At 59.0% G+C, this 25,950-nt stretch carries 24 protein-coding genes and 2 pseudogenes; 12 read left to right on the forward strand and 14 right to left on the reverse strand.

Going from position 1 to position 25,950, the window contains the following annotated elements; translation table 11 throughout:
• Window positions 1-411 precede the first annotated feature (411 nt).
• Entirely contained in the window at window positions 412-843 is a 432-nt protein-coding gene (locus ACN2TU_RS02095; protein WP_435152513.1) for a universal stress protein, read from the forward strand.
• Window positions 844-866: 23 nt separating this feature from the next.
• On the opposite strand, the pseudogene ACN2TU_RS02100 reads toward ACN2TU_RS02095, so the two are convergent.
• Window positions 867-1,049: pseudogene (locus tag ACN2TU_RS02100) on the reverse strand (amidohydrolase); the annotation flags it as partial.
• Here ACN2TU_RS02100 and ACN2TU_RS02105 point away from each other — a divergent pair.
• Together ACN2TU_RS02105 and ACN2TU_RS02110 are read left to right on the forward strand one after the other, a co-directional pair.
• Window positions 1,048-1,482, forward strand: a pseudogene (locus tag ACN2TU_RS02105) (oligopeptide/dipeptide ABC transporter ATP-binding protein); the annotation flags it as partial. The pseudogenes ACN2TU_RS02100 and ACN2TU_RS02105 sit on opposite strands and share 2 nt — an antisense overlap.
• Before the next feature lie 2 nt (window positions 1,483-1,484).
• A complete protein-coding gene (locus ACN2TU_RS02110; RefSeq protein ID WP_435152516.1) occupies window positions 1,485-1,694 on the forward strand; it encodes a hypothetical protein in 210 nt (69 codons plus the stop codon).
• A 341-nt stretch (window positions 1,695-2,035) separates the two neighbouring features.
• Here the strand turns inward: ACN2TU_RS02110 and ACN2TU_RS02115 are convergent, their stop codons facing one another.
• The 3 genes from ACN2TU_RS02115 to ACN2TU_RS02125 all read right to left on the reverse strand — a co-directional run bounded on the left by ACN2TU_RS02115 (window position 2,036) and on the right by ACN2TU_RS02125 (window position 4,225).
• On the reverse strand, window positions 2,036-2,290 hold the full coding sequence (locus ACN2TU_RS02115) for a hypothetical protein (protein ID WP_435152519.1): 255 nt from the start codon (window positions 2,288-2,290) through the stop codon (window positions 2,036-2,038).
• Window positions 2,291-2,662: 372 nt separating this feature from the next.
• Window positions 2,663-2,932 (reverse strand): hypothetical protein, encoded by a 270-nt coding sequence (locus tag ACN2TU_RS02120; RefSeq protein WP_435152522.1) that lies wholly within the window; start codon window positions 2,930-2,932, stop codon window positions 2,663-2,665.
• Window positions 2,933-3,001: 69 nt separating this feature from the next.
• Entirely contained in the window at window positions 3,002-4,225 is a 1,224-nt protein-coding gene (locus ACN2TU_RS02125; protein ID WP_435152525.1) for an MFS transporter, read from the reverse strand.
• 228 nt (window positions 4,226-4,453) lie between these two features.
• On the opposite strand from ACN2TU_RS02125, the gene ACN2TU_RS02130 reads away from it, so the two are divergent.
• The gene (locus ACN2TU_RS02130) at window positions 4,454-6,292 is read left to right on the forward strand and encodes a hypothetical protein (protein ID WP_435152529.1); all 1,839 of its coding nucleotides are present in this window, start codon (window positions 4,454-4,456) and stop codon (window positions 6,290-6,292) included.
• 32 nt (window positions 6,293-6,324) lie between these two features.
• Here ACN2TU_RS02130 and ACN2TU_RS02135 read toward each other — a convergent pair whose 3' ends face one another.
• Window positions 6,325-6,957 carry a LysE family translocator gene (locus ACN2TU_RS02135; RefSeq protein WP_435152532.1) on the reverse strand — a complete coding sequence of 211 codons (633 nt, stop codon included), beginning with the start codon at window positions 6,955-6,957 and terminating at the stop codon, window positions 6,325-6,327.
• A gap of 94 nt (window positions 6,958-7,051) precedes the next feature.
• On the reverse strand, window positions 7,052-7,177 hold the full coding sequence (locus ACN2TU_RS02140; protein ID WP_435152535.1) for a hypothetical protein: 126 nt from the start codon (window positions 7,175-7,177) through the stop codon (window positions 7,052-7,054).
• 171 nt (window positions 7,178-7,348) lie between these two features.
• Here ACN2TU_RS02140 and ACN2TU_RS02145 point away from each other — a divergent pair, with 171 nt between their 5' ends.
• Window positions 7,349-7,822 (forward strand): DUF7974 family protein, encoded by a 474-nt coding sequence (locus tag ACN2TU_RS02145; protein ID WP_435152538.1) that lies wholly within the window; start codon window positions 7,349-7,351, stop codon window positions 7,820-7,822.
• Window positions 7,823-7,843: 21 nt separating this feature from the next.
• On the opposite strand, the gene ACN2TU_RS02150 is transcribed toward ACN2TU_RS02145, so the two are convergent.
• Genes ACN2TU_RS02150 through ACN2TU_RS02170 form a run of 5 tightly spaced genes read right to left on the reverse strand, consistent with a single transcriptional unit; the run spans window position 7,844 to window position 13,905 of the window.
• On the reverse strand, window positions 7,844-9,148 hold the full coding sequence (locus ACN2TU_RS02150; RefSeq protein ID WP_435152541.1) for an ABC transporter ATP-binding protein: 1,305 nt from the start codon (window positions 9,146-9,148) through the stop codon (window positions 7,844-7,846).
• Between the two features lie 5 nt (window positions 9,149-9,153).
• Window positions 9,154-10,284 (reverse strand): ABC transporter ATP-binding protein, encoded by a 1,131-nt coding sequence (locus tag ACN2TU_RS02155; RefSeq protein ID WP_435152544.1) that lies wholly within the window; start codon window positions 10,282-10,284, stop codon window positions 9,154-9,156.
• A 6-nt stretch (window positions 10,285-10,290) separates the two neighbouring features.
• The gene (locus ACN2TU_RS02160; RefSeq protein ID WP_435152547.1) at window positions 10,291-11,280 is read right to left on the reverse strand and encodes an ABC transporter permease; all 990 of its coding nucleotides are present in this window, start codon (window positions 11,278-11,280) and stop codon (window positions 10,291-10,293) included.
• Between the two features lie 2 nt (window positions 11,281-11,282).
• Complete coding sequence (locus ACN2TU_RS02165) at window positions 11,283-12,281, reverse strand: ABC transporter permease (RefSeq protein WP_435152550.1); 999 nt, start codon at window positions 12,279-12,281, stop codon at window positions 11,283-11,285.
• Between the two features lie 37 nt (window positions 12,282-12,318).
• Window positions 12,319-13,905, reverse strand: a complete 1,587-nt coding sequence (locus ACN2TU_RS02170; protein WP_435152553.1) for an ABC transporter substrate-binding protein — start codon at window positions 13,903-13,905, stop codon at window positions 12,319-12,321.
• Window positions 13,906-14,391: 486 nt separating this feature from the next.
• On the opposite strand from ACN2TU_RS02170, the gene ACN2TU_RS02175 reads away from it, so the two are divergent.
• The 6 genes from ACN2TU_RS02175 to ACN2TU_RS02200 all read left to right on the forward strand — a co-directional run bounded on the left by ACN2TU_RS02175 (window position 14,392) and on the right by ACN2TU_RS02200 (window position 22,362).
• Window positions 14,392-16,236, forward strand: a complete 1,845-nt coding sequence (locus ACN2TU_RS02175) for a cation:proton antiporter domain-containing protein (protein ID WP_435152556.1) — start codon at window positions 14,392-14,394, stop codon at window positions 16,234-16,236.
• 338 nt (window positions 16,237-16,574) lie between these two features.
• Window positions 16,575-17,726 (forward strand): PstS family phosphate ABC transporter substrate-binding protein, encoded by a 1,152-nt coding sequence (locus tag ACN2TU_RS02180; RefSeq protein WP_435152559.1) that lies wholly within the window; start codon window positions 16,575-16,577, stop codon window positions 17,724-17,726.
• Window positions 17,727-17,785: 59 nt separating this feature from the next.
• On the forward strand, window positions 17,786-18,850 hold the full coding sequence (pstC, locus tag ACN2TU_RS02185; protein WP_435152562.1) for a phosphate ABC transporter permease subunit PstC: 1,065 nt from the start codon (window positions 17,786-17,788) through the stop codon (window positions 18,848-18,850).
• Window positions 18,847-20,469: a phosphate ABC transporter permease PstA gene (pstA, locus tag ACN2TU_RS02190; protein WP_435152565.1), complete on the forward strand. Its 1,623-nt coding sequence runs from the start codon at window positions 18,847-18,849 to the stop codon at window positions 20,467-20,469. The genes pstC and pstA overlap by 4 nt, the downstream gene beginning before the upstream one ends.
• On the forward strand, window positions 20,462-21,367 hold the full coding sequence (pstB, locus tag ACN2TU_RS02195; RefSeq protein ID WP_435152568.1) for a phosphate ABC transporter ATP-binding protein PstB: 906 nt from the start codon (window positions 20,462-20,464) through the stop codon (window positions 21,365-21,367). The genes pstA and pstB overlap by 8 nt, the downstream gene beginning before the upstream one ends.
• 14 nt (window positions 21,368-21,381) lie before the next feature.
• Window positions 21,382-22,362 carry an AbrB/MazE/SpoVT family DNA-binding domain-containing protein gene (locus ACN2TU_RS02200; protein ID WP_435152571.1) on the forward strand — a complete coding sequence of 327 codons (981 nt, stop codon included), beginning with the start codon at window positions 21,382-21,384 and terminating at the stop codon, window positions 22,360-22,362.
• An 87-nt stretch (window positions 22,363-22,449) separates the two neighbouring features.
• Here the strand turns inward: ACN2TU_RS02200 and ACN2TU_RS02205 are convergent, their stop codons facing one another.
• The 3 genes from ACN2TU_RS02205 to ACN2TU_RS02215 all read right to left on the reverse strand — a co-directional run bounded on the left by ACN2TU_RS02205 (window position 22,450) and on the right by ACN2TU_RS02215 (window position 25,237).
• Complete coding sequence (locus ACN2TU_RS02205; protein ID WP_435152574.1) at window positions 22,450-23,229, reverse strand: hypothetical protein; 780 nt, start codon at window positions 23,227-23,229, stop codon at window positions 22,450-22,452.
• 113 nt (window positions 23,230-23,342) lie between these two features.
• Complete coding sequence (locus ACN2TU_RS02210; RefSeq protein WP_435152577.1) at window positions 23,343-24,764, reverse strand: arylsulfotransferase family protein; 1,422 nt, start codon at window positions 24,762-24,764, stop codon at window positions 23,343-23,345.
• A 95-nt stretch (window positions 24,765-24,859) separates the two neighbouring features.
• Window positions 24,860-25,237 carry a helix-turn-helix domain-containing protein gene (locus ACN2TU_RS02215; RefSeq protein WP_435152578.1) on the reverse strand — a complete coding sequence of 126 codons (378 nt, stop codon included), beginning with the start codon at window positions 25,235-25,237 and terminating at the stop codon, window positions 24,860-24,862.
• A 155-nt stretch (window positions 25,238-25,392) separates the two neighbouring features.
• Between ACN2TU_RS02215 and ACN2TU_RS02220 the strand changes: the two genes are divergently transcribed.
• The gene (locus tag ACN2TU_RS02220) at window positions 25,393-25,875 is read left to right on the forward strand and encodes a histidine kinase (RefSeq protein WP_435152579.1); all 483 of its coding nucleotides are present in this window, start codon (window positions 25,393-25,395) and stop codon (window positions 25,873-25,875) included.
• The last annotated feature ends 75 nt before the right edge of the window (window positions 25,876-25,950 follow it).

A 25,950-nucleotide genomic window follows, 5' to 3' on the forward strand; every position in this document is an offset into this window, starting at 1 on the left:
AAGCTGTGCAAGTGGGTCGCGGCTACGGTTGTATTCTTCTGTGAATTGCTTTTTCTGTTCCTCGATACTGTTCGAGTTTTTCGGTTTACTCATCCGTGTTCCTCTGGTTGTGGTGTCGTTCGACTTTCTTTGCCCAAATCTGTGCGGCTGCCTCCCCATTGGCCGCCGCCATCAAAACGGGCGTATAACGATGACAGGCACGATAGATTCCGGTTTTGCTACGATGGTGGATTCAAAGTTTGCCACTCCTGTTTTCCGCGAAGCAGGCGCTGTTGGTTATTTCGTTGAGAACACTTCAAACGGTTATTGCACGACGATGTTTGTTGTTGATATTTCTCTACACACTTTTCGCTAACTATGACAGATATGTTACAATTTTTATTATTCTCCGTCCTCGCGTACCGGGTTTCGATGTACCAAAACATCCTGATACCGACGGATGGGAGCGAATCGGCAACGAAAGCGGTGGCGGAGGCCATCGGATTGGCGAATGCGTTCGACGCGACGCTCCACACCATCTACGTGGTCGATTACGGCGAGATAGGGATAGAAACGTACGACGGTGCGGTGCAAAACAACCTCGAAGCGTTCGGCGACAGAGCGGTCGCAAACGTGCTCGAACGAACGGCGGACGCGGGGGTTGACGCGACCGGAGAGGTCGTTATCGACGGGCATCCCTATCGCGGAATCCTCGATTACGTGGACGACCACGACATCGACCTCATCGTGATGGGAACCCACGGCCGACGGGGGCTCGATCGGTATCTCCTCGGGAGCGTCACCGAGCGCGTCGTACGGTCGGCCAGCGTTCCGGTGCTGACGATTCGTGACCACGAGAACTGACTGCTGTCTGCGGGGGGGCGAATCTACACCCGCCGAATCGTTTCGGAAACGACACCAACACCAATCGGAAGCGATTCTTCCTCGATGTCGAACCGGGCGGTGTGGTGGCTGTAGGGGTTGTTTGCTCCGATACCGACGTAGGTTGCCTGCCCGCCGTTCTCCTGCACGCGCCGAATGAGATAGGAGACGTCTTCGCTGCCGCCCATCATCCGCCACGTCTGTGACAGGGTTGCCGTGATGTATCTTGGCGAAATCGTCGAAGTCGCGGACACAGACGAGCTGTTCGCCAGTCCACAGCATCCCTACACGCAAGCACTGCTGGAAACGATTCCCGAACCTGACCCAGTGCTCGCCCGTCAGCGCGAAGTGTTGTAGGGTGAAGTGCCGTCACCCATCGACCCACCGAAGGGGTGTTCGTTCCACCCTCGGTGTCCGAACGCGACCGAAGAGTGCCGGTCGGTTGACCCCCCGCTCGAACAGGTCGAAGGCGCGACGGAGGGGCATCAAACCGCTTGTGTCCACGTCACGGAGTTCGAACCGGAGACCGGTATCGCCACGGAGGAGGTCGCCGTTGACGAACGCTACAGCATCGACTCGTTCGCTCACGCGAATCGAGTCGATGGGAACGCGGACGACTGATCATGTCGCTCGCACTGAAACCGCTCTTGCGGCTCGGGCTGACGTTCGCCATCGTCTGGTTCTATCTGGGACTGACGGGGGCATGGTTCGACGGCTGGGTACGCGTGCTCGTGACCATCGTACTCGGCATCCCCACGTGGCTCGTCGTCAGTCGCGCGCTGTTCCCGGTGGACGATTCGGAACCACTGGTCGAGGAAAAGTGGGATAGGTGAGGGCATTACTGACGGGGGCAGAAAGCAAACGAATGGGGGTGGAGTCGAACCACCGGGGCCACCGAGGTGGCCGCCATCGACTAGGTAATACCACGGCGCGTCGATGATGCTCTTACCAGCGAGCGACCCATTCACGGCCGTAAACCGGGTGGAGTGACGGTTTCGTCACCCCGACCGGCAATACAGACGCTTAGAAACCTCCGTCGGGCAGGGTCGTACCTGCCTGATTCCGGAGGGTATGACGGATAGACAACCTGTGTTCTATCAGTGTTGCGAACTCGTTCACGTCCGAATGGACGGGACGAGGTTCGCATTTGATTCGATGGGTGCAAGCACCATTGTTATGCGCTGCATGAACGTGCTTGGAGCAGAAAAACGGGTGACCACGTTCGAGAGTCGCAATCTCGGAACAGAGCTTGCAGGTTCTCGTTCTCGGCCTCGGAATCCGCGTACTGGACGTTCTGGTTCGACTGTTCGCTATCTTGCTCGGCTTCCGCTTCGCCGCCGAACGCGAACGCAACGGCCGCGCCTTTGCTGTTGGAGTTGCCCTGTGCGACGCACTGGTCTTGGTTGACGTCGGAGGCATCGATGTTCACTCAAATATGTCGCCAGTTTTGTATTTCAACTATTCTTACCTTTTGCATAATCTGGAGTTCGCTAACCGGTATGGGCCATACACCGTAAACGGTGGTACACATCAGTCATCCGGTTTAAATTGATTTCCTCTACTATGCGTAGCAGGTCTCGCCTTCGTCTACCAACCGGTTCGTACTGGTCGCCGTGAGAGCGACTGTGAGTTTCGGTTTCTGCCGGATGTGTCGAAACAGGGAGTCCATTCCTCACTGATAGAACACACGTCGAATCCGATACGACGGGAGTGCTGGGCACAACAGGTCACCGTTTCGAACTGATTCCCGCAATATATCGGCCTTGTTTTATGAACACGACCGAAGAACATCGGTCGCCGCTTACGCTCGGGAGTCACGAATTGGCCCGACGAGTCGCTCCCTGATTTTCGTGTACGCCCATATCGTGAGAACGAGGTACGGGATGGCCAGCCAATCGCGCGGCGTGTCGAGCAGGTGGTTGCCGACGCCTTCCCCGGCCGGAAGCGCGAATGTGGGATGAATGTCACCGAGTAGTGGAGCAACGACGACAAAGTACGAGAGGCCGGACAGCAAAAAGACGACGACACCTTCGATTCGTTGCCCAGCGGTGAGTGCATCATTTCGTTCCATTCGACGTTGGAGTAGTTCGATGTGGACTGTATTTAGTGTTCATTGCCGTGCTGTGTCTCTGCTTCGTTGCTACTCCGCCGAAGCCGTCTCCGACTCTCTCCTTCCCTGCTCGATACGGTCGCCAAGTCGGTAGACGGCGCGGAACGCGACCAGCGCGATGCCGACTTCGAGCAGGCCGGTGACCGCGAACGCGGTCGTGAACCCGAGTCGGTCGGCGAGGCCGCCGCCGACGAGAAAGCCGGTGAGGAATCCGAGGCTCCCGAACGCGTTGAACCCGGCCATGGCGACGCCGCGGTCGTGGTCGGGAGCCACGTCGGTCACGAGTGCCATCGTCGCCGGGGAAACGAGCGCACCGCAGACGCCGACCGCGACCATCGCTCCCGCGGCGATGGAAATCGACGGCGCGAGGCCGACGGCGATGACGGTGATACCGTAGCAGATGGAGCCGATGATAACTGGAATGAACCGACCGATTCGGTCCGACAGTCGCCCCATCGGATACTGGAGGAGGGCGAACGGCGCGAAAAACAGCGCGAGCATCAATCCCGTCGCGCCCGCATCCAAGCCGAACTCAGTCTGGAAATACAGGGTGCCGACCAGGGCGAAGAATCCCGCCGTGAGCCGGTCGATGAATCCGAACGCGTACGGAATCGATAGCTCCGGCCTGTCGCGGAGGCGCGCCATGGCGGTTGCGACGGTCGCTCGCGAGGAGGACGGGACGTGTTCGGGTATCGTCACCGCGAGCAGTCCAGTGCCGAACATGAGTGCGCTCGCCGCGACGAGCGGCGTCGTCGGGTGTATTTCGGCGAGTTGTCCGCCTATCGGTGCCCCCATCGCGGTTCCGAGGCCGATGGCGATACCCGCCGCACCCATGTTTCTGCCGTGGCCACCTCGAAGGTCCATCAGCATCGTCATCGAAAGGGAAAACGCGGCGATGGTCGCAGCACCTTGGACGACTCGGAGCGCTAACACCGCGCCGAACGAGAGGTCGAGGGACGGAGCAACGGCGAGCGCGGCGTACCCAATCGCGCCGCCGAATGCACCAGCGACGACGAACGGAACGCGCTTGCCGAGACGGTCGCTCAAATATCCCCATAGGCCCGCACAGATGACGAACGCGGCGAATTCCGCGACCAGAAACCACGTTCCACCGTTGAGTTGGTCGGTCGCGCCGAAATGGACGACGAGGTCTGGGACACCGGGATAGAGCAGCACCTGTGCGAGCAGCACCGTCCATATCACCGCGGCGAGGCGGACGCGCTCGCCGCGGACGCCGTCCATCGACTGACCCATCGTCGGTGGTTGGTGTTGCGGCCGGAAAATGTTATCTAACCGAATTGCTGAAACAGCCGGTTCGCTCGACTCGTCATTCGCGTTGGAGGGATACGTCGGACTTCATTTCGATATCATCGGTGTATTTCGATGATATTACGAGATACACCTGCGGAACATTTCTCAGAATATTTATATAATATCTGCTTAAATAAATGCAAGTTAGTTTCTACTATTTAATTACTGTCTATGACAGACAAAAACAGCAGCCATGAGCCGGAAGAAAAGTCGAGCGACGGATTGACGATGAATCGGCGGCAGGCGTTACAACTCGCAGGAATCGGGGTTGGGAGTCTGGCGGTTCCGGGAGCGAGTTCCATCGACGTTCGCGCGGCCGAAAACTGCGCGAACGGGCCGTTCGAACGAACCTATTCGGGAGCGACGGTCAACATCGCGCGACTGGATGGTAATCGAGGGCGAAAGCGCGGTACGAGCAAGCAAAGCGGTTCGGCGTCTCCGGCGAGCGAGCAGGAAATACAATCGTTGCGGGCGGCTGCCGAAGCGGGACAGCACGGACGGCCGTCGCGAAACGAGGAACGAGCGGTCGATGACGAAAACGGCGACGTGTCGATTCGTACCGAATACGACGGCGTCGGTGCGGAAGGAACTCGGGGCGGTGTCCCCTCTGACTCACAGATTGCAACGGGGAGGAGCAAGAACGTCCACGCCCTCAACCGGCAGGTCGCCATCTTCAACAAACGGTCGGGACACCAGCAGCGCAAGGTTCAACTGGAAGACCTCTTCGAGCCGGTTATCGACGAACCTGACGGTGGATTCGCCTACGGCGATCCCTTCGTCTTCGACCCGCGAGCGCGGTACGACCGCAACGCGGATCGGTTCGTCATCGCCGCGGTACAGTACGAACCTGGCATCACTGAAGACGGCGAAATCGTCGATAGGGAAGACCAGGAAGAAGGCAAAGAACCGGGTGAGGGCGAGGAGGGGGAGGAAGATGAAGAGGGCGACGCGGAACCCCTCCAACGACCCCCGAGAGGCTGGTGGTGTATCGCCGTCTCCGACAACAGCAATCCGAACGGGAAATGGCACGTCTACCGTATCCCGCCCCTGAACAACGAGGGGCTCGTCGATTACCCGACGCTCGGTCTCGATCGGGACGCCATCTACCTCACTCAGAACTTCTTCGGCGAGGAGTTGGAGGTGACGATGGTGACCCTCGACAAGGAAGCGATGTACGAAGGACGAGACGTGACAGCAAACCACTTCACTGCCCTCGACAACCCCGAGGTCGAAAAGACCGACTTCACGGTACAACCCGCGCTACAGCCATTTTCGGGCGGCAGCGACGTAACCTTCTATCTCGTCGATAGCGTCTTCCCGTCGCCGACCGCGAGCGCATTCACCCTCTGGGAGGTGACCGACCCGGTGGACGACCCCTCGCTCGACTGCTTCACCGTCGATGTTGAGGAGTTCGCCTACCCACCTGCGGCCAGACAGCCGAACTCGGACAAGCGTATCGACACCCTCGGCACGCGACTCATGAATGCCGATTACAACGACGGGTCGTTGTGGACCGCCCACACGGTTCAGTACGACTGGAACGGCGACGGAAGTGCCGTCGCCGCCATCAAATGGTACGAAATCGACACCGACTCCCGCGAAGTCGTTCAAAGCGGTGTCTACGGCGAACCGGATACGTCCTATTTCATCCCAACGGTTGGCTCGGACGGCAATTCGACGGTCATCACACACAACGTGAGCGGGCCAAATACGTTCCCACAGATGGACGTGGCTGGCCGAAGCGACGACTGGGATGACGAAGGAGAGGACGGAGACGATGGTGAAAGCGGATGGCGGTCGGTCGTCGTTCAGGATGGCGAATCGCGCTACGATTACGGCGAGGGCGAGGAAGTGATGCGCTGGGGAGACTACAACGGCGTTAGTCTCGACCCCGACGAGGAGACGTTCTGGACCGTGAGCCAGTACTCGCCGGATATCGATATCGACCCGGATGTGGAGGAGCGCGACCCGTATCACACGCGAATCGCCAAAATTTCGCTAGACGACTGATCGGGTATCCGATTCGAAGCCGCTTCATTTTCTCACACGCCCGGTCGTTCTTCGAGCGCGAGTTTGACGCCGAAGCCAACGAGGACGCTGGCACTCACGTATCGGAGCGCGTCTCGAATGCGCTTCCGTTCGGTTATCGCCCGCCGTGCTCGACTGGAAAAGACGGCGAGAATCGATTGGTAGCAGAAGCCGAGCGTCCCGAACAGGACGCCGAGCGTGAATATTTGGACGGCGAAACTGCCGCTCGGTTGGACGAACTGCGGGAGAAACGCGAGGAAGAACACGGCTACTTTCGGGTTGAGGACGTTGATGGTGAACGCCTGCCGGTACGACTCGCCGTGCGTTTGGCTGGTAGTTTCCGGCGTTATTTCGAACTCCTCGCGGTTTCGGAAGGTTCGGATGCCGAGGTAGACGAGGTAGGCTGCACCGACGGTTTTGACGGCCGTGAACGCGAGCGCGGACGCTTTCAGGACGGCTGACAGACCGAGCACGGCGGCGGTGGTGTGCACGAGACACCCGGTAGACGTTCCGGCGGCGGCAGCCACGCCCGCAGTTCGGCCGTCGCTGACGCTTCGTTTCAACGTGTAGAGGCTGTCCGGCCCAGGCGCGACGTTCAGCGCGAGCGCGGCCGGAACGAAGGCGAGCAGAACGCTCGGGTTGATCATACGGGACGAACGTCCACGCTCGATATAAACGCTGGTGGAGTGACTCAGTCACGACTCGTTTGACGGATTGACCTCGGCTCACTCGCGACGCGGTCTACGAACGCGTTTCGGATTCGTCGGTCGGTTCGCTCTCCGAATCCGTCGATTCCGGTTCGTCGGAACGACCGAACAGTCCGAGATGGACGTAGGCCCACGCTTCCGCCCGCTTTTTTCGTGCCATTTTCAACTTCATTGCTTTGCCATCACGCCGGTTCGCCCACCGACACTTTATTTAGGCCAACCTAAAACATCTACAGATAAATAGATTTGGTCGTGTGAACGGATTTTCATTCCGAAATGAACCACAAAAGACACCACGGAGCACGGGTTGGTATAACGAGAAGACTCCCTCATGTCACGTGCCGATTCCGACGACCAACTAGGGTTCGACCAAAACGTCGATTACCTCGGCCGCGCGCTCAGAGCCATCGTCCCGCAGTGGGTGGCCCGGCGAAGCATCACTGCCACCGTCACGACCGACCGTTCGAGATACGAAATCGGTGACGAGATACGGATAACCGTGACGTTCGAGAATCGACTCCCGGTTCCGATGGTCGTCGAGACACCGCGCCAGCGATTGTGGGGATGGGACGTGGACGGCGAACTCGAAGCCAGCGACGAAGTGTATTACGTTCGCGACACACCGAACGCGTTTTACTTTCGAGCACGGGAGAAAAAACGGGCGCGTGTGACCTGGGATGGCCGATTCGAGCGACGCGATGAATCGGCTCGCATCCCCGCCGACCCGGGAGAGTACACGGTCGGCGCATATCTCGCAACCGAGAACGGAGCGCCACGCGACGAGACGACTATCGTGCTCGAATAGCGAGGATCGAATGTAGCCCGATTACCGTTCCTGTCGACCTTCGATTACGTCGTCGCGATGTCGATGACACGCCGAATCGTGAGGTTCGGTGCCGAACTCCGCGGGTACCTCGTAGTCGGGAATCTGTTTCGCACAGATGCTTCGTTCGGCGAACGATTCGGTTAGTCGTGTTTTCGCGCCGTCCCAATCGTCGTTCAGGATTTGGTCAATCGTCTCCCCGACGATTTCCCCGGCCTCGCCACCCGGCACGGAACCGTCGAAGAACTCGACGACGATGTCGGATTCGCCCGTCGGTTCGAACGACCGACGCTGTACCGCCCGAAGGAATCGGCGGATATCCGCCCACTCGTCCGGCGAAATCTCGTACTCCGGTGGTGCGATGAGTTTCGGACATCGCGTTCGGAACCGACAGCCACTCGGCGGGTTGATGGGGCTCGGAACGTCGCCTTCGAGGACGCCGCGGGTTCCCGTTTCGCGGGGGTCTGGAACCGGAATCGATTTTAGGAGTGCTTCTGTGTACGGATGCTGTGGATTCTCGTACAGCTCTTCCTTGTCGGCGAGTTCGACCATCTGCCCGAGATACATCACCGCCACGCGGTCGGAGATGTGACGAATAACTGAGAGGTCATGGGCGATGAAGAGGTAGGTCAATCCGAACTCGTCCTGGAGCGACCGCATCGTGTTCAACACTTGCGCCTGAATCGACACGTCGAGCGACGAGACGGGTTCGTCACAGACGATGAAATCCGGATTCACGCTCAGGGCGCGGGCCAGGTTCACGCGCTGGCGCTGCCCGCCCGAGAAGGCGTGTGGATGACGGTTGTAGTGCTGTGGGTCGAGACCGACTTTTTCGAGTAGTTCACGCGCTCGTTCCTCGCGTCCCTCAGCGTCGTACATTCCATGGGCTTTCATCGGTTCCTCCACGATAGGACCGATTTTCATCCGCGGGTCGAGCGAGGATTGGGGGTCTTGGAAGATCAACTGCATATCCTTGCGCTGACTTCGCACCTCCTTGTCGCTCATCTCGGTCAGGTCTCGGCCTTTGAAATAGACGGTGCCGTCCGTCGGTTTGAGCAGTCGGAGGATGGTTCGCGCCAGCGTGCTCTTGCCACAGCCCGACTCGCCGACCAACCCCAACGTTTCGCCCTTGTGAATCGTAAACGACACGTCCTCGACCGCGCGAACCGACTCCGACTCGCCGAACAGTCCCGAGAGGAAGCCGCCGCTGTCGGAGAAATGTTTCGTGAGCCCTTCCACTTCGAGGAGCGGTTCGCCCATCGCCGTATCGTCATCATCGAACCGTGAGGCGGACATCGAATCGGACATCTCAGTCACCCCCCCTCCGATGGGTCGCTAACGACATCGCCGGTGATTCCCGCTTTCGCCTGAACCTCGATGGGGTCGCTGAACCAGTATCCGGCGTCGAACTCGTCGTGTTTGATGCAGGCCGACCGGTGCGAGTTCGTTTCGGGGTCGTCCCTGTCGCTGACTTCCCGACACTTGGGATGTACTTCGACGCAGGCTTGGCGGGCGTCCGGACACCGCGTATGGAACCGACAACCACGAGGTGGGTCGATGGCTTCCGGCATCACGCCTTTGACGGGGGTCAGTTCGTGAACCGTCTGGTCGGGTCGTGGCATCGAGTTTAGGAGGGCCTCCGTGTAGGGATGTTTCGTGTCGTAAAACAGGTCGTCCACCGTCGCCTGTTCGACGATTTCGCCTAGATACATCACGTTGACGCGGTCACAGAGTTCGGCGACGACGCCCATGTCGTGGGTGACCCAGATGAAACTCGTGTCGTATTTGTCCTGCAACTCGTTCACCAGTTCGAGGATTTGACCCTCGACGGTCACGTCGAGGGCCGTCGTCGGTTCGTCCGCGATGATGAGACTCGGTTCGCAGGCAAGCGCCATGGCGATGAGCACGCGCTGGCGCATCCCGCCGGAAAACTGATGCGGGTAGTTGTCGTAGCGGGCTTCCGGTTCCGGAATCCCGACTTCGCGGAGCATATGCATCGCCTCCTCTTTCGCGGCGTTTTTCGAAAGGTTGCGATTGATTTCGATGAACTCCCTAAGTTGGTTGCCGACCGTGAACACCGGATTCAGGCTCTCCATCGGGTCTTGGAAGATGATGGCGATTTCCTTCCCACGAATCCGGCGTCTCATGTCCTCATTCGACAGCATCTCGTCGCGCGGTTCCAGTTCGCCGTCGGAGTCTTCTTCGAGACCGAACAGCAGTTCGTCCTTGAATCGAACCTCGCCGCCGACGATTTCGCCAGGTTGGTCGATAAGCCGGAGGATGCTCTGGGCGGCGACGCTCTTTCCGGCCCCGCTTTCACCAACGAGGCCGACGATTTCGCCCTCAGTCACGTCGAACGAGATGCCATCGACCGCACGGACGACGCCTTCTTCGGTGAAAAACTGTGTCTTCAGATCGTCTATTTGGAGTATCGTCTCTGTCATTGTTGGTTAGTTCTTGATTCGTGGGTCGAGCGCGTCGCGCAGGCCGTCACCGAGCAGGTTGAACCCCATCACGGTGATGAGGATGGCGATGCCAGGCCATAGGCTGAACCACGGGTCGGGAAGCATGTAACCCCGCGACTGGTTCAGCATCTGTCCCCACGATGGCGTCGGCGGTTGGGCACCGAAGCCGAGGAACGAGAGTCCGGCCACGATGAGGATGCTGATACCGACTTGCAGGGTCGCCTGCACGAGGACGGGCGCGAAACTGTTCGGGATAACGTGCCGAAGGATGATGTTACGGTCACGAACCCCGGCGGCCCGCGCCGCCTCGATGTATTCTTCCTCGCGCACGCTCACCACCCGCGACCGAATCAAGCGGGCAAACACCGGAATCGTGGTGATACCAACGCCGATCATGGCGAAGGTCAAATCCCGCCCGAACGCGGCCATGAACGCGATGACCAGCACAAGGAACGGAATCGCGTACAGCGTCTCGACGAGGCGCATCAGCGCATCGTCTATCCATCCGCCGTGGTAGCCCGCGACGGCACCGACGAGCGTTCCGCAGACGAGTCCAAAGCCGGTCGAAACGATGCCGACCTGCATGGCGATTCGAGTGCCGTACACGAGTCGGACGAGAATGTCGCGTCCGCGGTGGTCGGTTCCGAGCGGGTATTTCAGCATCCCGCTTCCGAACGTGTTTTCCATCCCGACCGGCGGGAGGAGGATTTTCGCGTTCGCGGGGTCGTTCACCGGATTGTACCAGAACCGACTGGCGATGGCGTAATCGAGCAGTTTCGCGTCGATGTACGCGTAGATTGCGATAGCGAGGATGAATCCGATGGTGTAGAGGCCGATTCTTGCGGTCGTGTCCTGGCGTATCTGATGAACCGTGTATCGCCACCCGACACGGGATTCGACCTTTGCTTCGGATTTGTACCCCTCGTTCGACTGCGATTCATGGAATCTGTCGGATGATGTTTCACCTGTTCCCATCGTTAGTCTACCTCGTCGTAGGTTACGCGGGGGTCGATGTACGCATACGAGAGGTCAGTGAGGATGACGCCGACGACGAACGTCAGGCCGAAAAAGACCGTCGTCCCCATGACCAGCGGATAATCCTGATTGTTGATCGCCGTAATGATGAGCCGTCCCATCCCGTTGATGTTGAACACCGTCTCGGTCAGCACCGCCCCGCCGAGTGCCGATGTAAGTTGGAGTCCGACGACGGTGATGACGGGCAGTTGTGCGTTGCGGAAAGCGTGTTTCCGCAAAATCTTCCGTTCGGAGACGCCGTAGGCTCGCGCCAGCTTCACGTACTCTTGCTGGAGGACTTCCAGCATCGACGACCGTTCGATTCGAGTAATCGCGGCCATCTGGAGCGTTCCGAGCGAGAGCGTCGGCAGGAGCAGGTGCATCCCTGTCTGCCAGAACACATCGAGTTGGGACGACGCCCCTTCGACCGAACTCGGGGATGCCCACGGCAGAATCAGTCCCGTCGCCGGGAACCAATTCAGATGGTACGCGAAGATGATGATGAGCATCAGCCCGATCCAGAACGATGGCGTACTGACCCCAAAGAGCGCGATAACGCGCGAAACGTGGTCGGTCGGTTGATTCCGCCGTCTGGCGGAGATGATTCCCAGCGGGATGGCCGTCACCAGCGCGAACGTGAAACTGGAGAGCATGAGCAGGAGCGTCACCGGCAGTCGCTCCATGATCTTCGTCATGACGGGCACCCCATAGTAGATGCTTTGCCCAAGGTCACCCTGCGCCACCGCGGCGAGATAGTTCACGTACCGTACCGGGAGCGGTTGGTTGAGTCCGTACTGTGCCCGGATTTCTTGAACCATCTCTGCACTCGGGGACGGCCCGAGCATGATTTGGACGGGATCGCCCGGAATCGCGTTCGTCAACAGGAAGGTAATCGTGACGATACCGACTAGAACCGGGATGGCTTGTAGTGACCGTCGAATCGTGTAACGGAGGATTCCCATGTATGTCGTTGAATCGTATCGAAACGGGGTCGGGTGGTTAGTTCGACCCGATGGATGCGTTCGTGTAGTTGGTCGCGACAACGAAGCTGGAGACGGGGTGTGCATCGAACCCGTGGACGTCGTTTTTCATCCCGAAGCTGTTTTTCAGGTTGTAGGCCGGAAGATGCGCCCGGTCGTTCAGCATTTTCGTGATGGCGTTCTTGTACAGCTTCTTGCGCTTCTGTCGGTTAGCGGACCGTCGTGCCTGATTGATCTGCTTGTTGATGCCGTTGTAGAACGTGCCGTCCGTCGTGCCGTGTGCTTCCTTCGTGAAGAAGTAGTACGTGAAGGCGTCGGGGTCGGGCGTTCCCGACCAGCCCAAGGTGTACATGTTGTAATCCTTCGGGTTGCCCGAGACGTACTTGTTGAGGAACGCACCCCAGTCCAGTCGCTGGACGTTGGCGTTGTACCCGGCCTCTTTCAGGCCGTTCGCGACCGTAACACCCAACTGTTCACGCTTGTCGTCCGGCGGGACGATGATGTTCGCGTTCCAGTTGTCCGGGACGGAGTCCGCCTCGTCGAGAATCGTTTTCGCCTGGTCGATGTTTTTGTCGTGCGGGATGTTCTTCCACTGCTCTAATGGCATTCCCCATTTTTTGGCGATCTGTTCCGGCAGCGGACTGTACTGACGAACGCCGCTCGGTTCCACGAAGTTCGACACCGCTTGATCCATATCGAAGCAGTAGTCGATGGCTTCCCGAACCTTCGGGTCGGTCGTCGGGCCGTTTTTGCAATTAAACGCGAGGTAGTAGTAGCCCATCCCGACTTTCGCGTTGATTTTGGCATCCCCCATGCTTTTCACCTGTTGCCAGAGTTTGGGCGGGATCTCCTCGATGACGTTGCTCTCGCCGGTTTGGAGGCTCGTCAACCGGGTCGTCGGCTCCTCGATGGGCTTGAACTCGATTTCCGCGAGGTTCGGTATGGGTTCGCCCCAGTAGTCGTCCCACCGGGTGACCGTGGCCATTTTCCCTTCCTGCCAGCTATCGAATTTGAACGAACCGGAACCGACCGGATTCTTTTTGTTGAACTTCTGTTTGTTCTTCTCCCGAACGCTTTTCGGGACGATAGACCACGTCAAGGTGTTCATGAACGGACCGTACGGATACTTCAGGTCAAACTTGACCTTCCGTTTGCCCATTTTCGAGATGGATTGTATCATGTTCACCTCCGCGGCGTTCTCCGTCTCTTCTTTGACCGGCGCTTCGAACGAATATTTCACGTCCTCGGGCGTAACGGGGTCGCCGTTCTGGAATTTGAGGCCCTTCTGCATCTCGACGATGTACGTCTTCCCGTTGTTCTTGACCTCCGGCTTGCCGGCGGCCATCTTCGGGACGACGTTGATGCCGCTGTCGTACGTATACAGCCCCTCGAACACGCGGCCCGCCACCTGTTGGGATGGTACGTCGTTCAGAACGATTGGGTCGAACTCGAGCGGACTCTTCACCTGAGCGAGCGTGAGTTTGCCGCCGGAGTTCGACTGTTGGCTCCCCGTACAACCGGCGAGTGCCGCGATACCAGCTCCGCCGAGGCCTTGGAGGAGCCGTCGGCGCTTTATCGCATCTGGAATTGTGTCGTGTTCAGTCATTATGGTTCGTATTTTGGCCGCTCGTTCGAAATCGATGAATCGTATCGAGCAACTGTGGCGTCTTTTGACCGAACCAACCATTGTTATTGGGTGTCTGAAGATTTCTGCGTTGATCGGTAGTCTGCCCTTACTGTAACCGACTAACAATAGTTATGTTTGGATATGGCCGTGTCCTATTTCGGGGATTTTAGGCCCCCTAGTGTCTTTTGAACCTGTTTTGACGACTCCGATAATCAGTGGTTCATGTAATGATATCTATTCTACTGCGAAGAAATACGATTGCTTTCAGCGTCGAAACTTGATCGGACACGATTGGTGGATCAGTATATGAAGTAGTCGCGGAAAATGATTATCTCACCGGCCGAACCGCCGACATGACGGCCGCGAGGTTTATTGTGGATTCAGTTGACATTCCATTGCTCGTGGCTGTTCGATCGAACACGTGGTCTGTGAGTGCTCTGCGAGGTTACGGTGTTTCGGTGAGCGATGGCAACTGATGGACTGCTCGTTTCGGCGTCGATAATCCTGCTCGGTGCCCTGTCGAAGCTACTCGCCGACCGGTATAGGATTCCGAACGTCGTCTTTCTGCTCGGGTTCGGCATCCTGTTCGGGCCGGAAGTAATCGGCCTCCTCGACCCGTCGCTGTATGACGGAGCGCTCTCGACCATCGTTTCGCTCGCGGTCGCAATCATCGTCTTCGAAGGCGCGTTCAGCCTCTCGTTCACCACGATTCGCACGGCATCGAACGCGACACTTAGACTCGTCACCATCGGCTCCGCGATCACGTTCCTCGGGTTGGGGGTGACGATTCACTCACTCCTCGGCTTGCAGTGGAGTCTTTCCCTTCTCATCTCCGCGCTGCTCGTAGCGACCGGGCCGACGGTGGTAACGCCGATTTTGGAACAGACGAACGTCCGTGAGCGCTTGAAAACGACGCTCGAAACCGAAGGTATCGTCAACGACCCCGTCGCCTCTGTGCTGGGTGCGGTCATCTTCAGCGCGGCGGCGCTCGGCGAAGAACCGTTCACTCGCGGCGGACCGGTAGAGGAAGAGGTCATCATCGAATTCGTCACCACGCTCAGCGTCGGCGTCCTCATCGGTATCCTCGCCGCAGTCGGGCTCGCGTACGTGCTTCGAAATCTCAGCCGAAAGCCACAGGATTCGCGGCTCGCCGTGCTTGCGACGGCACTCATCTCGTTCGCCGTCGCCGACCTGTTCGCCTCTGAGGCGGGCGTCGTTTCGGTCGCAGTTGCCGGACTGCTGTTGGGCAATGCGGATATCCCGTACGATCAAGAAATCGCGGGGTTCAGTGGAGATATCACGGCCATCGTCCTGAGCGTCGTCTACCTCATTCTCGCCTCACTGCTTCGGTTCGAGGAACTCGTCGAATTTGGGTTGGCTGGCCTCGCTGTCGTACTGATCGCGATACTGGTTGTGAGACCACTTTCCGTTCTCCTTTCGACCGTCAACTCCGATTTCACGCGCAACGAGCGACTGTTCATCTCGGCCGTCGGCCCTCGCGGAATCATTCCCGCATCGACTGCAACCCTCTTTTCGATCCAACTCTCGACGGCGAACGTACAAAACGCTGAAAGCGTCGTGAGCGTCGTCTTTCTTATCATCCTCGTCACCGTCGTCTTCCAAGCGGGCGGCGCACCGTTCATCGCAAAACGACTCGACATCGTACCCATGACGATACTCATCATCGGCGGCAATCAAGTTGGACGAACCCTCGCGGAGCGACTCGATGACCGCGGTGAGAATCCGATCATCATCGAACGCGACGCGGACATCGTGAACGACCTCCGAGCGCAAGGCCACTCGGTCATTCACGGCAACGGCGCGAGCGCCTCCGTTCTCGAAGATTCGGGGGCGGACGACGCGAAGATGGTCGTCGCAGCGACGAGCGAAGACGACCAGAACATCCTCGCCTGTCAAACCGCGCGGACGAAGTTTGGTATCGAAAACCTGCTCGCACGGGTGAACGACCAAGAAAACGCGGACGCCTTCGAAGACCTCGGGGTGCGAACCACGACGCCGACGCTCGCCACCGTCGATACGATGGACGACATCATCCTTCGACCGAGCCTGTTCGAGTGGCTGTCCGGCGTCGGAGACGAGAACGAGATTACGGAGGTGACCGTGGGTTCGGCCGTCGATGGAACGCAACTCGGCGATATTTCGTTTCCCGACGAAAGCATGGTCGTACTCATTCAGCGAAACGGGGAGTACGTTATCCCGAAACCCGACGTGGTTCTCCGGAAGGATGATGTAGTTACCTTCCTCGGGAAAACCGGCGCTGTCAAGGACGCGGCGTCGGTACTGGAGTGATGAGTATCGAAAACAGTCGTCGTGTGGTTCGAACCGGTTGTCGTATATAAAATTTCATTTGGAGTGTGTTTCGGGAAAGATTCTTAATAAGTGGAGTTGAGTCCCCGAATATATCATCGAAAACTTCCCCCGGTTCCGATTCAGCCCTCCGCACGCCCGACCGGTTCGAAATCCTCTCCGGGATTTCCCGTCGTCCTCACGCCTCGGCGGGTGGATAATTATCGATATATAGTGGGATTATTCGAATAGTATCAGTTTGTATGGGGCTGTTCCGTTTACCAATGAGATATATCAATATTATAAGTAGTTTTTAGCGAAAGACGGCCACTCCCACGTGAATGACGCGAGACTTCGAACAGTCGAACGATGGGGCATCACGGCGCAAATTTATCACGTTGACCGGTGCTGCAGGTGCGGCAGCACTCGCAGGATGTAGCGGAACGAAATCGGAGGAGGGGACGACTACCTCCGGGACGGGAACGATGGGTTCCGGTGGGAACACCAACGACAACAGCAACAATAACAGCGGTTCGATGCAGGCACTCACCGCCGACGGTTCCTCGACGGTGTTCCCAATCACCAACTCCGGGGCAAGCTACTGGAACTCGAACCCGGAGACCGGCGACGAGGACTACTGGCCGAAGAAGTGGGCCAAAAAGGAGTACAACACCGACAAACGACTCGCCGACTACTTCGCTGGAAAGTACGGCTACGAGGCGACCGGCAAACGAAGTACGCCGCCGTTCCTCGTGAACGTCGCACTCAGCCACTCAGGAACCGGTGTTGAAGGAGTCATGAAGGGGCGCGTCGATATCGGCGACTCCAGTGCGTCGGCTGAGGCCGAACTCGCTGGCAAGGACGTTTCGGACTCCAAGATGAAGAAGTTCGTCGACCACGTCGTCGGCGTGGACGGCCAGCCCATCGTCGTCAGCAAGGAAATCAAAGATGCAGGGGTCAAACAAATTACCCTCGACCAGCTCAAGAAAATCTACAAAGGCAACATCACGAACTGGAGTGAGGTCGGCGGTCCCGACAAAGAAATTCTTGCGCTCGGTCGTGCCCAGGGATCCGGTACCGACACCTCGTTCCGAAAGAACGTATACGGCAATCCCGAGGCACCTATCAAGCCCGACCAGCGCTACGGGAAAAACCAACAACTTCAGCAAGCGGTCGCACAGGCCGACAACGCCATCGCGTACATCGCGCTCGCGTTCGTCCAGCCCGACGGACAGGTGCCGCCGCTCGCGCTGAAAATTAAGGATACGGTGTACAAGTACGGCAAGAACCTCGGCGCAAAGGACTACCCGCTCTCCCGTGACCTCCACGCGTACACGTGGGAAGACACCTCGAAACAGGAAGCGGCGTTCATCAACTTCATCCTCAGTGACTTCGGACAGAAGAACTTCGTCGAGGCGAACAACTACTTCAAACTCCCGAAAGACCGTCTCAAAAAGCAGCGCGAGAAGGTCAAGCCGGGTGAGTACAACTGATCGAGACAGCCGCGACGTGCGAACAGCCACCGTAACCACCTTCGATTACATTGTTCACAATGCTAGACGTACTTTCAACACGCGCAACTAACTACCGCTCACAGCACGACGACGGGGCGTTGGTACTATGGGGAGTCGGCTCGCTCGTCCTGTTCGCGGCGTTCCTCATGTTCCTGAACCGTTCGCGCTGGACGGCCGTGCCGGTACTCCTCTTCGTCACGCTCGCCGCCATCGGCTGGTACGCGCACCAACCGGAGACCGCACGCGGGCTCACGTTCCTGGCGACCATTCTGACCGTCGCGATACTCGGCCTCATCATCACGTTCATTTTCATTGAGGCGTGGCCGGTGATGCAGAAGATGGGGCTCGACCTCGTCCTGAAGACGGACGCGCCGCTGTGGGGGGGCGGAACGTACTCCCTGACGCCGATGATCTTCGGGACGGTCGTCACGACGACGATCGCGACCATCATCGCGGCTCCGCTGGGCATCGCTGGGGCGCTGTTCCTGAGCGAAATCGCGCCGGGGTCGGTTCGTGAGGTCGTCAAGCCCAGTATCGAGATAATGGCGGGTATCCCCTCGATTACGTACGGGTTCATCGGATTCGTCATCATCAACGGCTACTTCTATCAGGAGCTTTCGACACCGACGATTGGCAACCTCTTCACCGTCGGCTTGGTGATCGGCATCATGGCATTGCCGACCATCGTCACCGTCGCGGAGGACGCCCTCTCGGCGGTGCCCGAGTCGATGAAAAGCGGGTCGTTGGCTGTCGGGTCGACCGACTGGCAAACGATGAAAAGCGTCACCATCCCGGCGGCGTTCTCGGGCGTTTCTGCCGCGGTTATCCTCGGCGTCGGCCGTGCGATGGGCGAGACGATGGCCGCGACAGTAATGATAACACACAACAAAAGCGGGTTTCCGAGTCCGCTCTACGACGTGTTCAGTTCGAAGGGTGAGACGCTAACGACGGTCATCGCGTTCGAAGCGGGGAACGCCCAGGGGATACATCTAAGTGCCCTCTTCGCCGGCGGCGTCATCCTGTTTTTGACGGTCTTCGTAATGAGCGTCGGTGCACAGTACATCGAGAAGCGGATGGAACAGAAGTTGGGAGGGAAACGATGAACAACGTCCAACGAACCGCGCTCGTTTCGGACAACACGACCGCCGCAGACGGCGTCGCGTCCGGCATCATCGCCGTCGGGTTCCTCGTCTTCGTGACGAGCTGGATGACGCTGTTCCAATGGGTCGGCGAGGGGATTCGCCTGCTCGGTGTTTCATTGTTCCAGCTGTTGGGCCTCGGTCTGCTCCTGATGGGATTCGGTATCGCAGGCATCGGCCTCGCGTCCAGATACGGCGCTATCGACACCGAACCGGCCGAATCAGCCGGATTGCTCGTCGGAGTGACGTTCGGTCTTATCGGGCTCACAACCGGTGGACTCGTCGGGTCGCACGTGCTCGGATTGGGAACCGCCGGCGGCGTGGTCACAGGACTGGTGCTCGGCCTCGGAACGGCGGCGGTGGCGGTCGTCTCTCGCGAGGATATCGGCTCGACGCTTCCGTCGGGCGTGTTCTTGGCGCTCGTTGGTGTCGTATTCGTCGCTGGGATTATCGATGCCGGGTGGTCGTGGTCGCCGAAGAACCTATCGGTGACTCTGATTGGCCCGGTCATCGTTCCGACGCTCGCCATCCTCGGTTCGCTCGTCGGTGTGTGGAGTGCGGCGAAACCGCGTTCCGGGTTCGGTGCCCGAGGCCGCCAGAGCGCGGCGTTTCTCCTCATCGGCGTGAGTGTTTTCGGCATGCTCGCCGTGCTCGGCCTGCTCGTGGCGTTCATCGTCATCAACGGTCTCGATACCGTGTTGACCGACGTGACAGTCGGACTCGGCACCCACTACATCAAGGAGCTTGGCGTCTCGGTTCCGATGATAGACGTAGTAATCCCGTTCGTGATGAACGTCAGCCAGAGCCTGTTCGTGGACGTTCCTGGGGTGTTGCCGGCTATTGTCGGCACCCTCTGGCTCGTCGTCGGTGCTGTGGTGTTCGCGGTGCCACTCGGCGTCGGGGCAGCGGTGTTCCTCACCGAGTACGCCGACGAAGGTAGGTTCACGCAGGTCGTCGAAATCGCGACGAACGGCCTCTGGAGCACCCCGAGCATCGTGTTCGGTCTTTTTGGCCTTGCGTTCCTGCTCCCCCGCGTGAGCAGCGGGCGGAAGTCTCTGCTCGGTGGGCAACTGGTACTCGGGTTCATGCTCCTTCCGCTGGTGGTCATCACCAGCCGAGAGGCGATCAAGGCGGTTCCCGACGAGTATCGGGATGCGAGCGCCGCTCTCGGTGTCTCCAAGTGGCAGACGATACGGAGCGTCGTCCTCCCGGCGGCGATGCCCGGCATCATCACCGGCATCATCCTCGGTGTAGGTCGCATCGCCGGGGAGACGGCACCCCTCTTGCTGACCTACGGAGGAGCACCGTTCGCCAACTCGACGCCGGACGTGCTCGGCTCGTTCGAGTTATCGGCGACACCGCCGTTCGTAACGAACGAAGTGTTGATGACGAGAGGGAGCGCGCTTCCGTACCAACTATACACGTCGATTACCAGCGGGCGACTTCCCGGACAGGGAGCGCCCTTCTCCGTGACAGAGTTCGGTTGGGGGACGGCCCTCGTTCTCTTGCTGGTCGTCTTGGGGTTGTACGCGATCGGTATTGGTAGTCGGCTCTACTTCCGGAGGAAGTTACACCATGAGTAACGTCAAGTTCAATCAATCGGGCGAAGCACAGTCTACGAGCACGACGACCACGGGCGAAACCGAAGAGGAAATACAAGACGATTGGACGGACTACCAGTTCAAGGGTGAGGCGAAGCTGTCGGTTTCGGATCTCGACGTCCACTACGGTGCCGACCACGCACTGAAGGGCGTCTCGATGGAAATTCCCGAAGAGAGCGTGACCGCTCTCATCGGCCCATCCGGCTGTGGAAAGTCCACGTTCCTCCGATGTCTCAATCGGATGAACGACCGAATTAGTGCCGCTGAAGTCGATGGTTCCGTCGAACTCGACGGTGAAGAGATCTACCAGGACAGGGTTAATCTCGTCGAGCTCAGAAAGCGCGTCGGGATGGTGTTTCAGTCACCCAACCCGTTCCCGAAATCCGTCAAGGATAATATCTCCTACGGACCGCGCAAGCACGGTGACATCAAAACTGGCCTCGTCGCACAAATGCTCGGCAGGGCCAACAAGGACGAAGAAGACGAACTCGTGGAGCGAGCATTGCGGAACGCCGCGCTGTGGGACGAAGTAAAAGATCGGCTCGACGACAACGCGCTCGGTCTCTCCGGCGGCCAGCAACAGCGGCTTTGCATCGCTCGCTGTCTCGCGGTCGATTCCGAAGTCATCCTGATGGACGAACCGGCGAGCGCTCTTGACCCCATCGCGACGGCGAAGATTGAAGATCTCGTCACAGACCTCGCCGAGAAGTACACCGTCGTCGTCGTCACGCACAACATGCAACAGGCCGCCCGAATTTCCGACCAGACGGCGGTCTTCCTGACCGGCGGCGAGCTAGTCGAGTACGACAAGACGGAGAAAATCTTCGAGAATCCGGAGAGCCAACGCGTCGAAGACTACGTCAGCGGGAAGTTCGGATGACACTGGTGCCAGGTATGGAAACGAGAAAAGTCCAATACACCGGAAGTTCGAGGACGATTTCCCTACCGAAGGAGTGGGCGGAAGAACACGGTGTCGAGGCCGGAATGCAGTTGGCGCTCTATCCGGCCGAGAGCGGGGAGTTGATAATCGGTGCCGAGCAGACTGAGGACGACGACCCACCGCGAGTCGGCGTCGAGGAGTATTCGGAGATGGACGTCCGGGAGACGGTCAAAGCGCTGTACGCCATCGGTAACGAGATGTTCGTCCTCGCGGCCGATAGTGGGTTCGAACGAGCGCAACGTCGTGCCGTCGCGACCGCCGCGACGGATTTGGTTGGGCTGGAAGTTCATAGCGAATCCGAGACGGAACTCGTTCTCACCACCGTTTTCGACACGGCAACAGTCTCTATCGAACGGACGGTGCTCCAGTTGCAGTACACCGCCCTTTCGATGCATCAGGACGCCGTTCAGGGACTCATCGACGGAAACGAGGATATCGCGGCTCGGGTGCTCAGACGACGAAAAGATGCCGAACGGCGGTTCAGAGTCGCCGAAAGCAGTTTTCAGCGGACGCTCACGGACGTCGAAGAACTCGACCGCCTGGGACACACCCGTCCGACCATGTTCGACCAGTACACGACAGCACAGCGCCTCGCCGACATCGCTGAGCAGGCGTGGAAGATGGCAGACTTGGTGGACACATGTGAGGAGACCGAGCGTCAACCGTGGCCCGATGAGTTCGAACGACTTGCCCGTGCGTCACGGCAGCTTACCGAACGGGCCGTCGATTACGTTCTGGAGGCAGGCAGACCACCTCACGAGACGGTTCGAAACTGTCGGTCACTCGTTAACGACGTCATCGAGTTGCGCCGACATGTGTGCCGCGAGAACGGAGAATCGTACGTGCAAACGGTCGCGGTGGATTCTCTCGAACGCACGGTGAGATGTTCGGAAGCGATCGCCGAGCGCGCGGTACAGGCCGCCCTCCGGGCGTAGCGATGACCTCACCGACGGTTCAGAAACGCGAAATTCTTGGAAAGTGACACTGGTGCGTCGCGGACGAGCGAAACCGCGGTGTATCCGTTAGCGTTCGTTGTCGTAGGCCGAGCGAAGCGACCACTCGCCATTATCGAAAAACGGCGACCCTGGATAGCCCGCACCGCGCCAGAGCGCGTCGATTGGGTCGGCGAGTTCGGCCCGAACGTCGGCGTCGAAGTTCGACAGGCTGACGGGAAACGGCGCAAGCGTGCTTTCGCCGATTCGGCCCCCGTCGTCCGACCGGACGGATTCGTCCGCGTTGAGTAGTTTCCCACCCACACCGTACATCGTGAGTGCGACGTGAATCGGGGACATCTGTTGATGGTACGCGAGAACGCGGAGATACCGCCGAACACAACTTGTCATTTCGATTTCAAGTGTTCGCCCGTCGAGTGATTCGTCATCGCTCCACGGTTCGCCGAACGGGAGCGCGGAGACGGATTCCACGACGCCGTTCGAAAAGAGATGCGCGTAGCCGACACAGTCGCCGTCGTGCTCACCACCCGATTCGCGCTCGACGCATGCGCCGAACCCGTCCGCCGTCCACATTCCACGTGCCCCCTCCCGATTACCGAGTACCGGTAGCTGGGTCGGCCGTGCGGGGTTGGCTTCCGGAAGTATCGAGTGTTCCGCCAGGTCGATTGCATACCCGTCGTCGTAGACGGCATCCGGAACGATGTGGACGACGATGCCCCGCTGTGCGCCGAAATCGAAGTAGCCATCGCCACCGATGATGGTTTCCAGACGATGCTCGTGGAGCGCCGTCGCCTGTTCGTTCGACCCACCAGCGTACTTCGCCGCCATGACCGCGTCTCGATAGCTCATCCAGTGTCGGATAGTGTTCCGCGAATATGGTTAAGTGAACTGGCACGTGGAATCGGGGTAAACCAATCAGCTCGTTTGAACTTGTTCGTCCATCGAGCGTCCGTGGAAGCGGTTCACGGCCGGTCGAGTTCGGTTCGGGAAATCGGATTTCGAATCCGGTATCCTCGCCAGTACGCCTCCACGGTACCCCACGACGTTAGCACCCCGAGCAGCACGACCAGCGCGAACACGTCGTCCACGTCCGCCCAGCCGGGGAGTGCGTACAGCACCGCATTGAGAACCATTTCCGGAATCGCTTCTTCGACGGCGTCGATGGCCTGTCCACCCAGATCGAGGAGAGTGACTCCGCTGCCCGTGCTCTTTTGGTCTCCGGGTTTCGCGTCGTCGTCCGTCCCTGAAATCGCTTCCCGCCCCCCGAGACCGGCACGCTGGGCGCTTTCGCCGCCCGCGCTCTCGTCGCCAGTTCCGAGTCGTTCGGCGTCGTAGGGGAAGTGGAGTTCGACGCTCCACACTACCTCGCCGCTCTTGTCTACTTCGACGATACGATTGCCGTGCGTGTCGGTGATGAGGGTGTGGCCGTTCGGTAGGCGGTCGGCGTCGCGGGGCCACTGGAGTCGCGTATCTTGCCAGACCCAACTTTTCTCCCACACCCCGTTCACGCGCTGGTATTCGATGACTCGGTCGTTATGCGAGTCGGCGATAATGACCGCCGGGCCGCCCTGCGATTCGGGAATGTAGTCGGGGTTGTGCTGGCCGAACAGCCACGTGTGATTGCCTTCTTCGCCAATCGTCCAGTCTTCGACGACGCCGGTCGTTCGATTGAGGAAGACGACTTGGTCTTGGTTGCGGATGCTCGCCATGATTCGCCCGTCGTCGAGGATTTCCACGTCGTTGACGTGGGTGAAGTCGTAGGGATACGTGCCGCCGCTTTTGTGCGAGTAGTGGGACAGGGCGAGCCATTCCCACGTAACGATGCCGCTCGACGTGTTGACGACGAAGACGCGGTCGCGTTCGATGTCGGCGACGGCGAAATGTGTTCGGTTGATTCGGTCAACGTCGTGCCATCGGTTCGTGTACGGGAGCGTATACCCTTTGTACGTCGGGACGATTCGACTGTAGAGTCGCGTCGTGCGGTCTGTCGAGAGGTTGAGGCGCTCGATGACCATTCGGCGGCACGCCGTCGCGCCGTCACACTGCTTCGCGCTCAGATCTTCGGTTCCGACGTACGTCACCGTGTGCGTTCCCGCCGGACTCGGGTCTACATCCGAGTAGTAATCGAGCGTGTCGTTGTAGTATCGAACTGCCCCTTCGGAATCGAAGGCGACGAGTTTCGCGCCGACTGATGGACTTTTGTGGTCAGTGGCGACCGTCAGTTCGTCCGCCGGAATGTCCTGAATGCCGCGTGGGCCGTCTTCCATTCCCGCACGAACTTTGTTCGATCCGGTTACGCTGGTCGCGAACCCGGAGACGAGTACCACCGAGGAGCAAACCAGGAGGAGGGCAAAGAGGAGACGAACGTGCGTGCGGGAGGGCATACGTTATGATTTTTGCACGTCTATCATAAATCCAATTGATTTGGTTTCTCCGCCGCTCGAAAAAGTATTGGATCCGGTTTCTCACGGTACGAGGGTCACAACTCCTCAAATTCGTCGATTCGACCGTGGACGTACGCACACCATTCGTCCAACGTCCGGTGCATCAGCTCCTTCGCCTCCGAAAGCGGCGTCGGTTCGTGTCGATAGACGTGCCCCCCACCGTCGAGTAGATGTCGCCGTCTGCTGGCCAATCCCTTTTCGCGCAGGGTTGCCAGCGACCGGGAGACGTTGCTTCGGTCGCGGTCGGTTTTCGATGCGAGTTCCTCCGTCGTACTGTTCGGCTGTTCCAACAACACGCGATAGGTGTGACTTTCGTGTGGCTGGATGGAGAACACACAGGTCAACACGTTTTCGAAATTCGGCTCGTCGCCGAGCATCAGGTTCCGAAACCGTTCCGGGTCGGGATCGGTCATGTGTGAATTGTTCGCACGATTCCTGATAAAATCCCCAGTTACTTCGAACTCACCGCGGTCGTTAGGCACGACGGTTGTGCACGCCGCTCGCACGTGCGTTCGGCCCGCATGCACGCCAAATCGCCTTATCGGGTGTTGGAGTAGGGAAACCTGCAATGGCGACAGAGACCACCACCGAATCCGTAACTGACGTATCGAACTATCGGGAAAACGCATGGCAGTCCGGCGTCCTCTCGGGACTCATCGCGGGTGCCGTCATGGGCGTCATGTTGACGATGCAGATGCGACCCGTCATCGAACATGCGATTCCCGCCTTGTGGGGTCTCGACGGCGGGGCCGCCGGATGGACGATTCACATGATAAACTCCGCCATCTTCGGCGTCCTGTTCGCCGCGATGGTCTCGCTTACCGGACTCCGCAGTTCGGCCGACTCGGTCGGAAAATCGACGGCAATCGGTATCGGCTACGGCGTCCTCGTCTGGGTCGTCGCCGCAGTCATCGTAATGCCGATTTGGTTGCAGGCAGTCGGATTCCCGATGGCACCGAGCGTTCCAAACATTAGCATGCAGAGCCTGATGGGTCACGTCGTCTTCGGACTGGTGCTGGGGGCGTTGTATCCAGTCATCCGGAACCGGTAACGTTCGGTAGCCGAACTTCGTTTTCGTCCGTTTCGATTCAGCTTTTACCTAAATTCAGGCGCTAATGGCCCGTCC

Source organism: Haladaptatus marinus (assembly GCF_051194195.1).

Coding starts and splice junctions, on each gene's coding strand:
- ACN2TU_RS02135 (WP_435152532.1), bottom strand. CDS start 6,957: ATGATCAACCCGAGCGTTCTGCTCGCCTTCGTTCCGGCCGCGCTCGCG.
- ACN2TU_RS02200 (WP_435152571.1), top strand. CDS start 21,382: ATGGAAACGAGAAAAGTCCAATACACCGGAAGTTCGAGGACGATTTCC.
- ACN2TU_RS02145 (WP_435152538.1), top strand. CDS start 7,349: ATGTCACGTGCCGATTCCGACGACCAACTAGGGTTCGACCAAAACGTC.
- ACN2TU_RS02210 (WP_435152577.1), bottom strand. CDS start 24,764: ATGCCCTCCCGCACGCACGTTCGTCTCCTCTTTGCCCTCCTCCTGGTT.
- ACN2TU_RS02155 (WP_435152544.1), bottom strand. CDS start 10,284: ATGACAGAGACGATACTCCAAATAGACGATCTGAAGACACAGTTTTTC.
- ACN2TU_RS02150 (WP_435152541.1), bottom strand. CDS start 9,148: ATGTCCGATTCGATGTCCGCCTCACGGTTCGATGATGACGATACGGCG.
- ACN2TU_RS02220 (WP_435152579.1), top strand. CDS start 25,393: ATGGCGACAGAGACCACCACCGAATCCGTAACTGACGTATCGAACTAT.
- ACN2TU_RS02125 (WP_435152525.1), bottom strand. CDS start 4,225: ATGGGTCAGTCGATGGACGGCGTCCGCGGCGAGCGCGTCCGCCTCGCC.
- pstC (WP_435152562.1), top strand. CDS start 17,786: ATGCTAGACGTACTTTCAACACGCGCAACTAACTACCGCTCACAGCAC.
- pstB (WP_435152568.1), top strand. CDS start 20,462: ATGAGTAACGTCAAGTTCAATCAATCGGGCGAAGCACAGTCTACGAGC.
- ACN2TU_RS02160 (WP_435152547.1), bottom strand. CDS start 11,280: ATGGGAACAGGTGAAACATCATCCGACAGATTCCATGAATCGCAGTCG.
- ACN2TU_RS02110 (WP_435152516.1), top strand. CDS start 1,485: ATGTCGCTCGCACTGAAACCGCTCTTGCGGCTCGGGCTGACGTTCGCC.
- ACN2TU_RS02180 (WP_435152559.1), top strand. CDS start 16,575: ATGACGCGAGACTTCGAACAGTCGAACGATGGGGCATCACGGCGCAAA.
- ACN2TU_RS02170 (WP_435152553.1), bottom strand. CDS start 13,905: ATGACTGAACACGACACAATTCCAGATGCGATAAAGCGCCGACGGCTC.
- ACN2TU_RS02165 (WP_435152550.1), bottom strand. CDS start 12,281: ATGGGAATCCTCCGTTACACGATTCGACGGTCACTACAAGCCATCCCG.
- pstA (WP_435152565.1), top strand. CDS start 18,847: ATGAACAACGTCCAACGAACCGCGCTCGTTTCGGACAACACGACCGCC.
- ACN2TU_RS02095 (WP_435152513.1), top strand. CDS start 412: ATGTACCAAAACATCCTGATACCGACGGATGGGAGCGAATCGGCAACG.
- ACN2TU_RS02120 (WP_435152522.1), bottom strand. CDS start 2,932: ATGGAACGAAATGATGCACTCACCGCTGGGCAACGAATCGAAGGTGTC.
- ACN2TU_RS02130 (WP_435152529.1), top strand. CDS start 4,454: ATGACAGACAAAAACAGCAGCCATGAGCCGGAAGAAAAGTCGAGCGAC.
- ACN2TU_RS02215 (WP_435152578.1), bottom strand. CDS start 25,237: ATGACCGATCCCGACCCGGAACGGTTTCGGAACCTGATGCTCGGCGAC.
- ACN2TU_RS02175 (WP_435152556.1), top strand. CDS start 14,392: ATGGCAACTGATGGACTGCTCGTTTCGGCGTCGATAATCCTGCTCGGT.
- ACN2TU_RS02140 (WP_435152535.1), bottom strand. CDS start 7,177: ATGGCACGAAAAAAGCGGGCGGAAGCGTGGGCCTACGTCCATCTCGGA.
- ACN2TU_RS02205 (WP_435152574.1), bottom strand. CDS start 23,229: ATGAGCTATCGAGACGCGGTCATGGCGGCGAAGTACGCTGGTGGGTCG.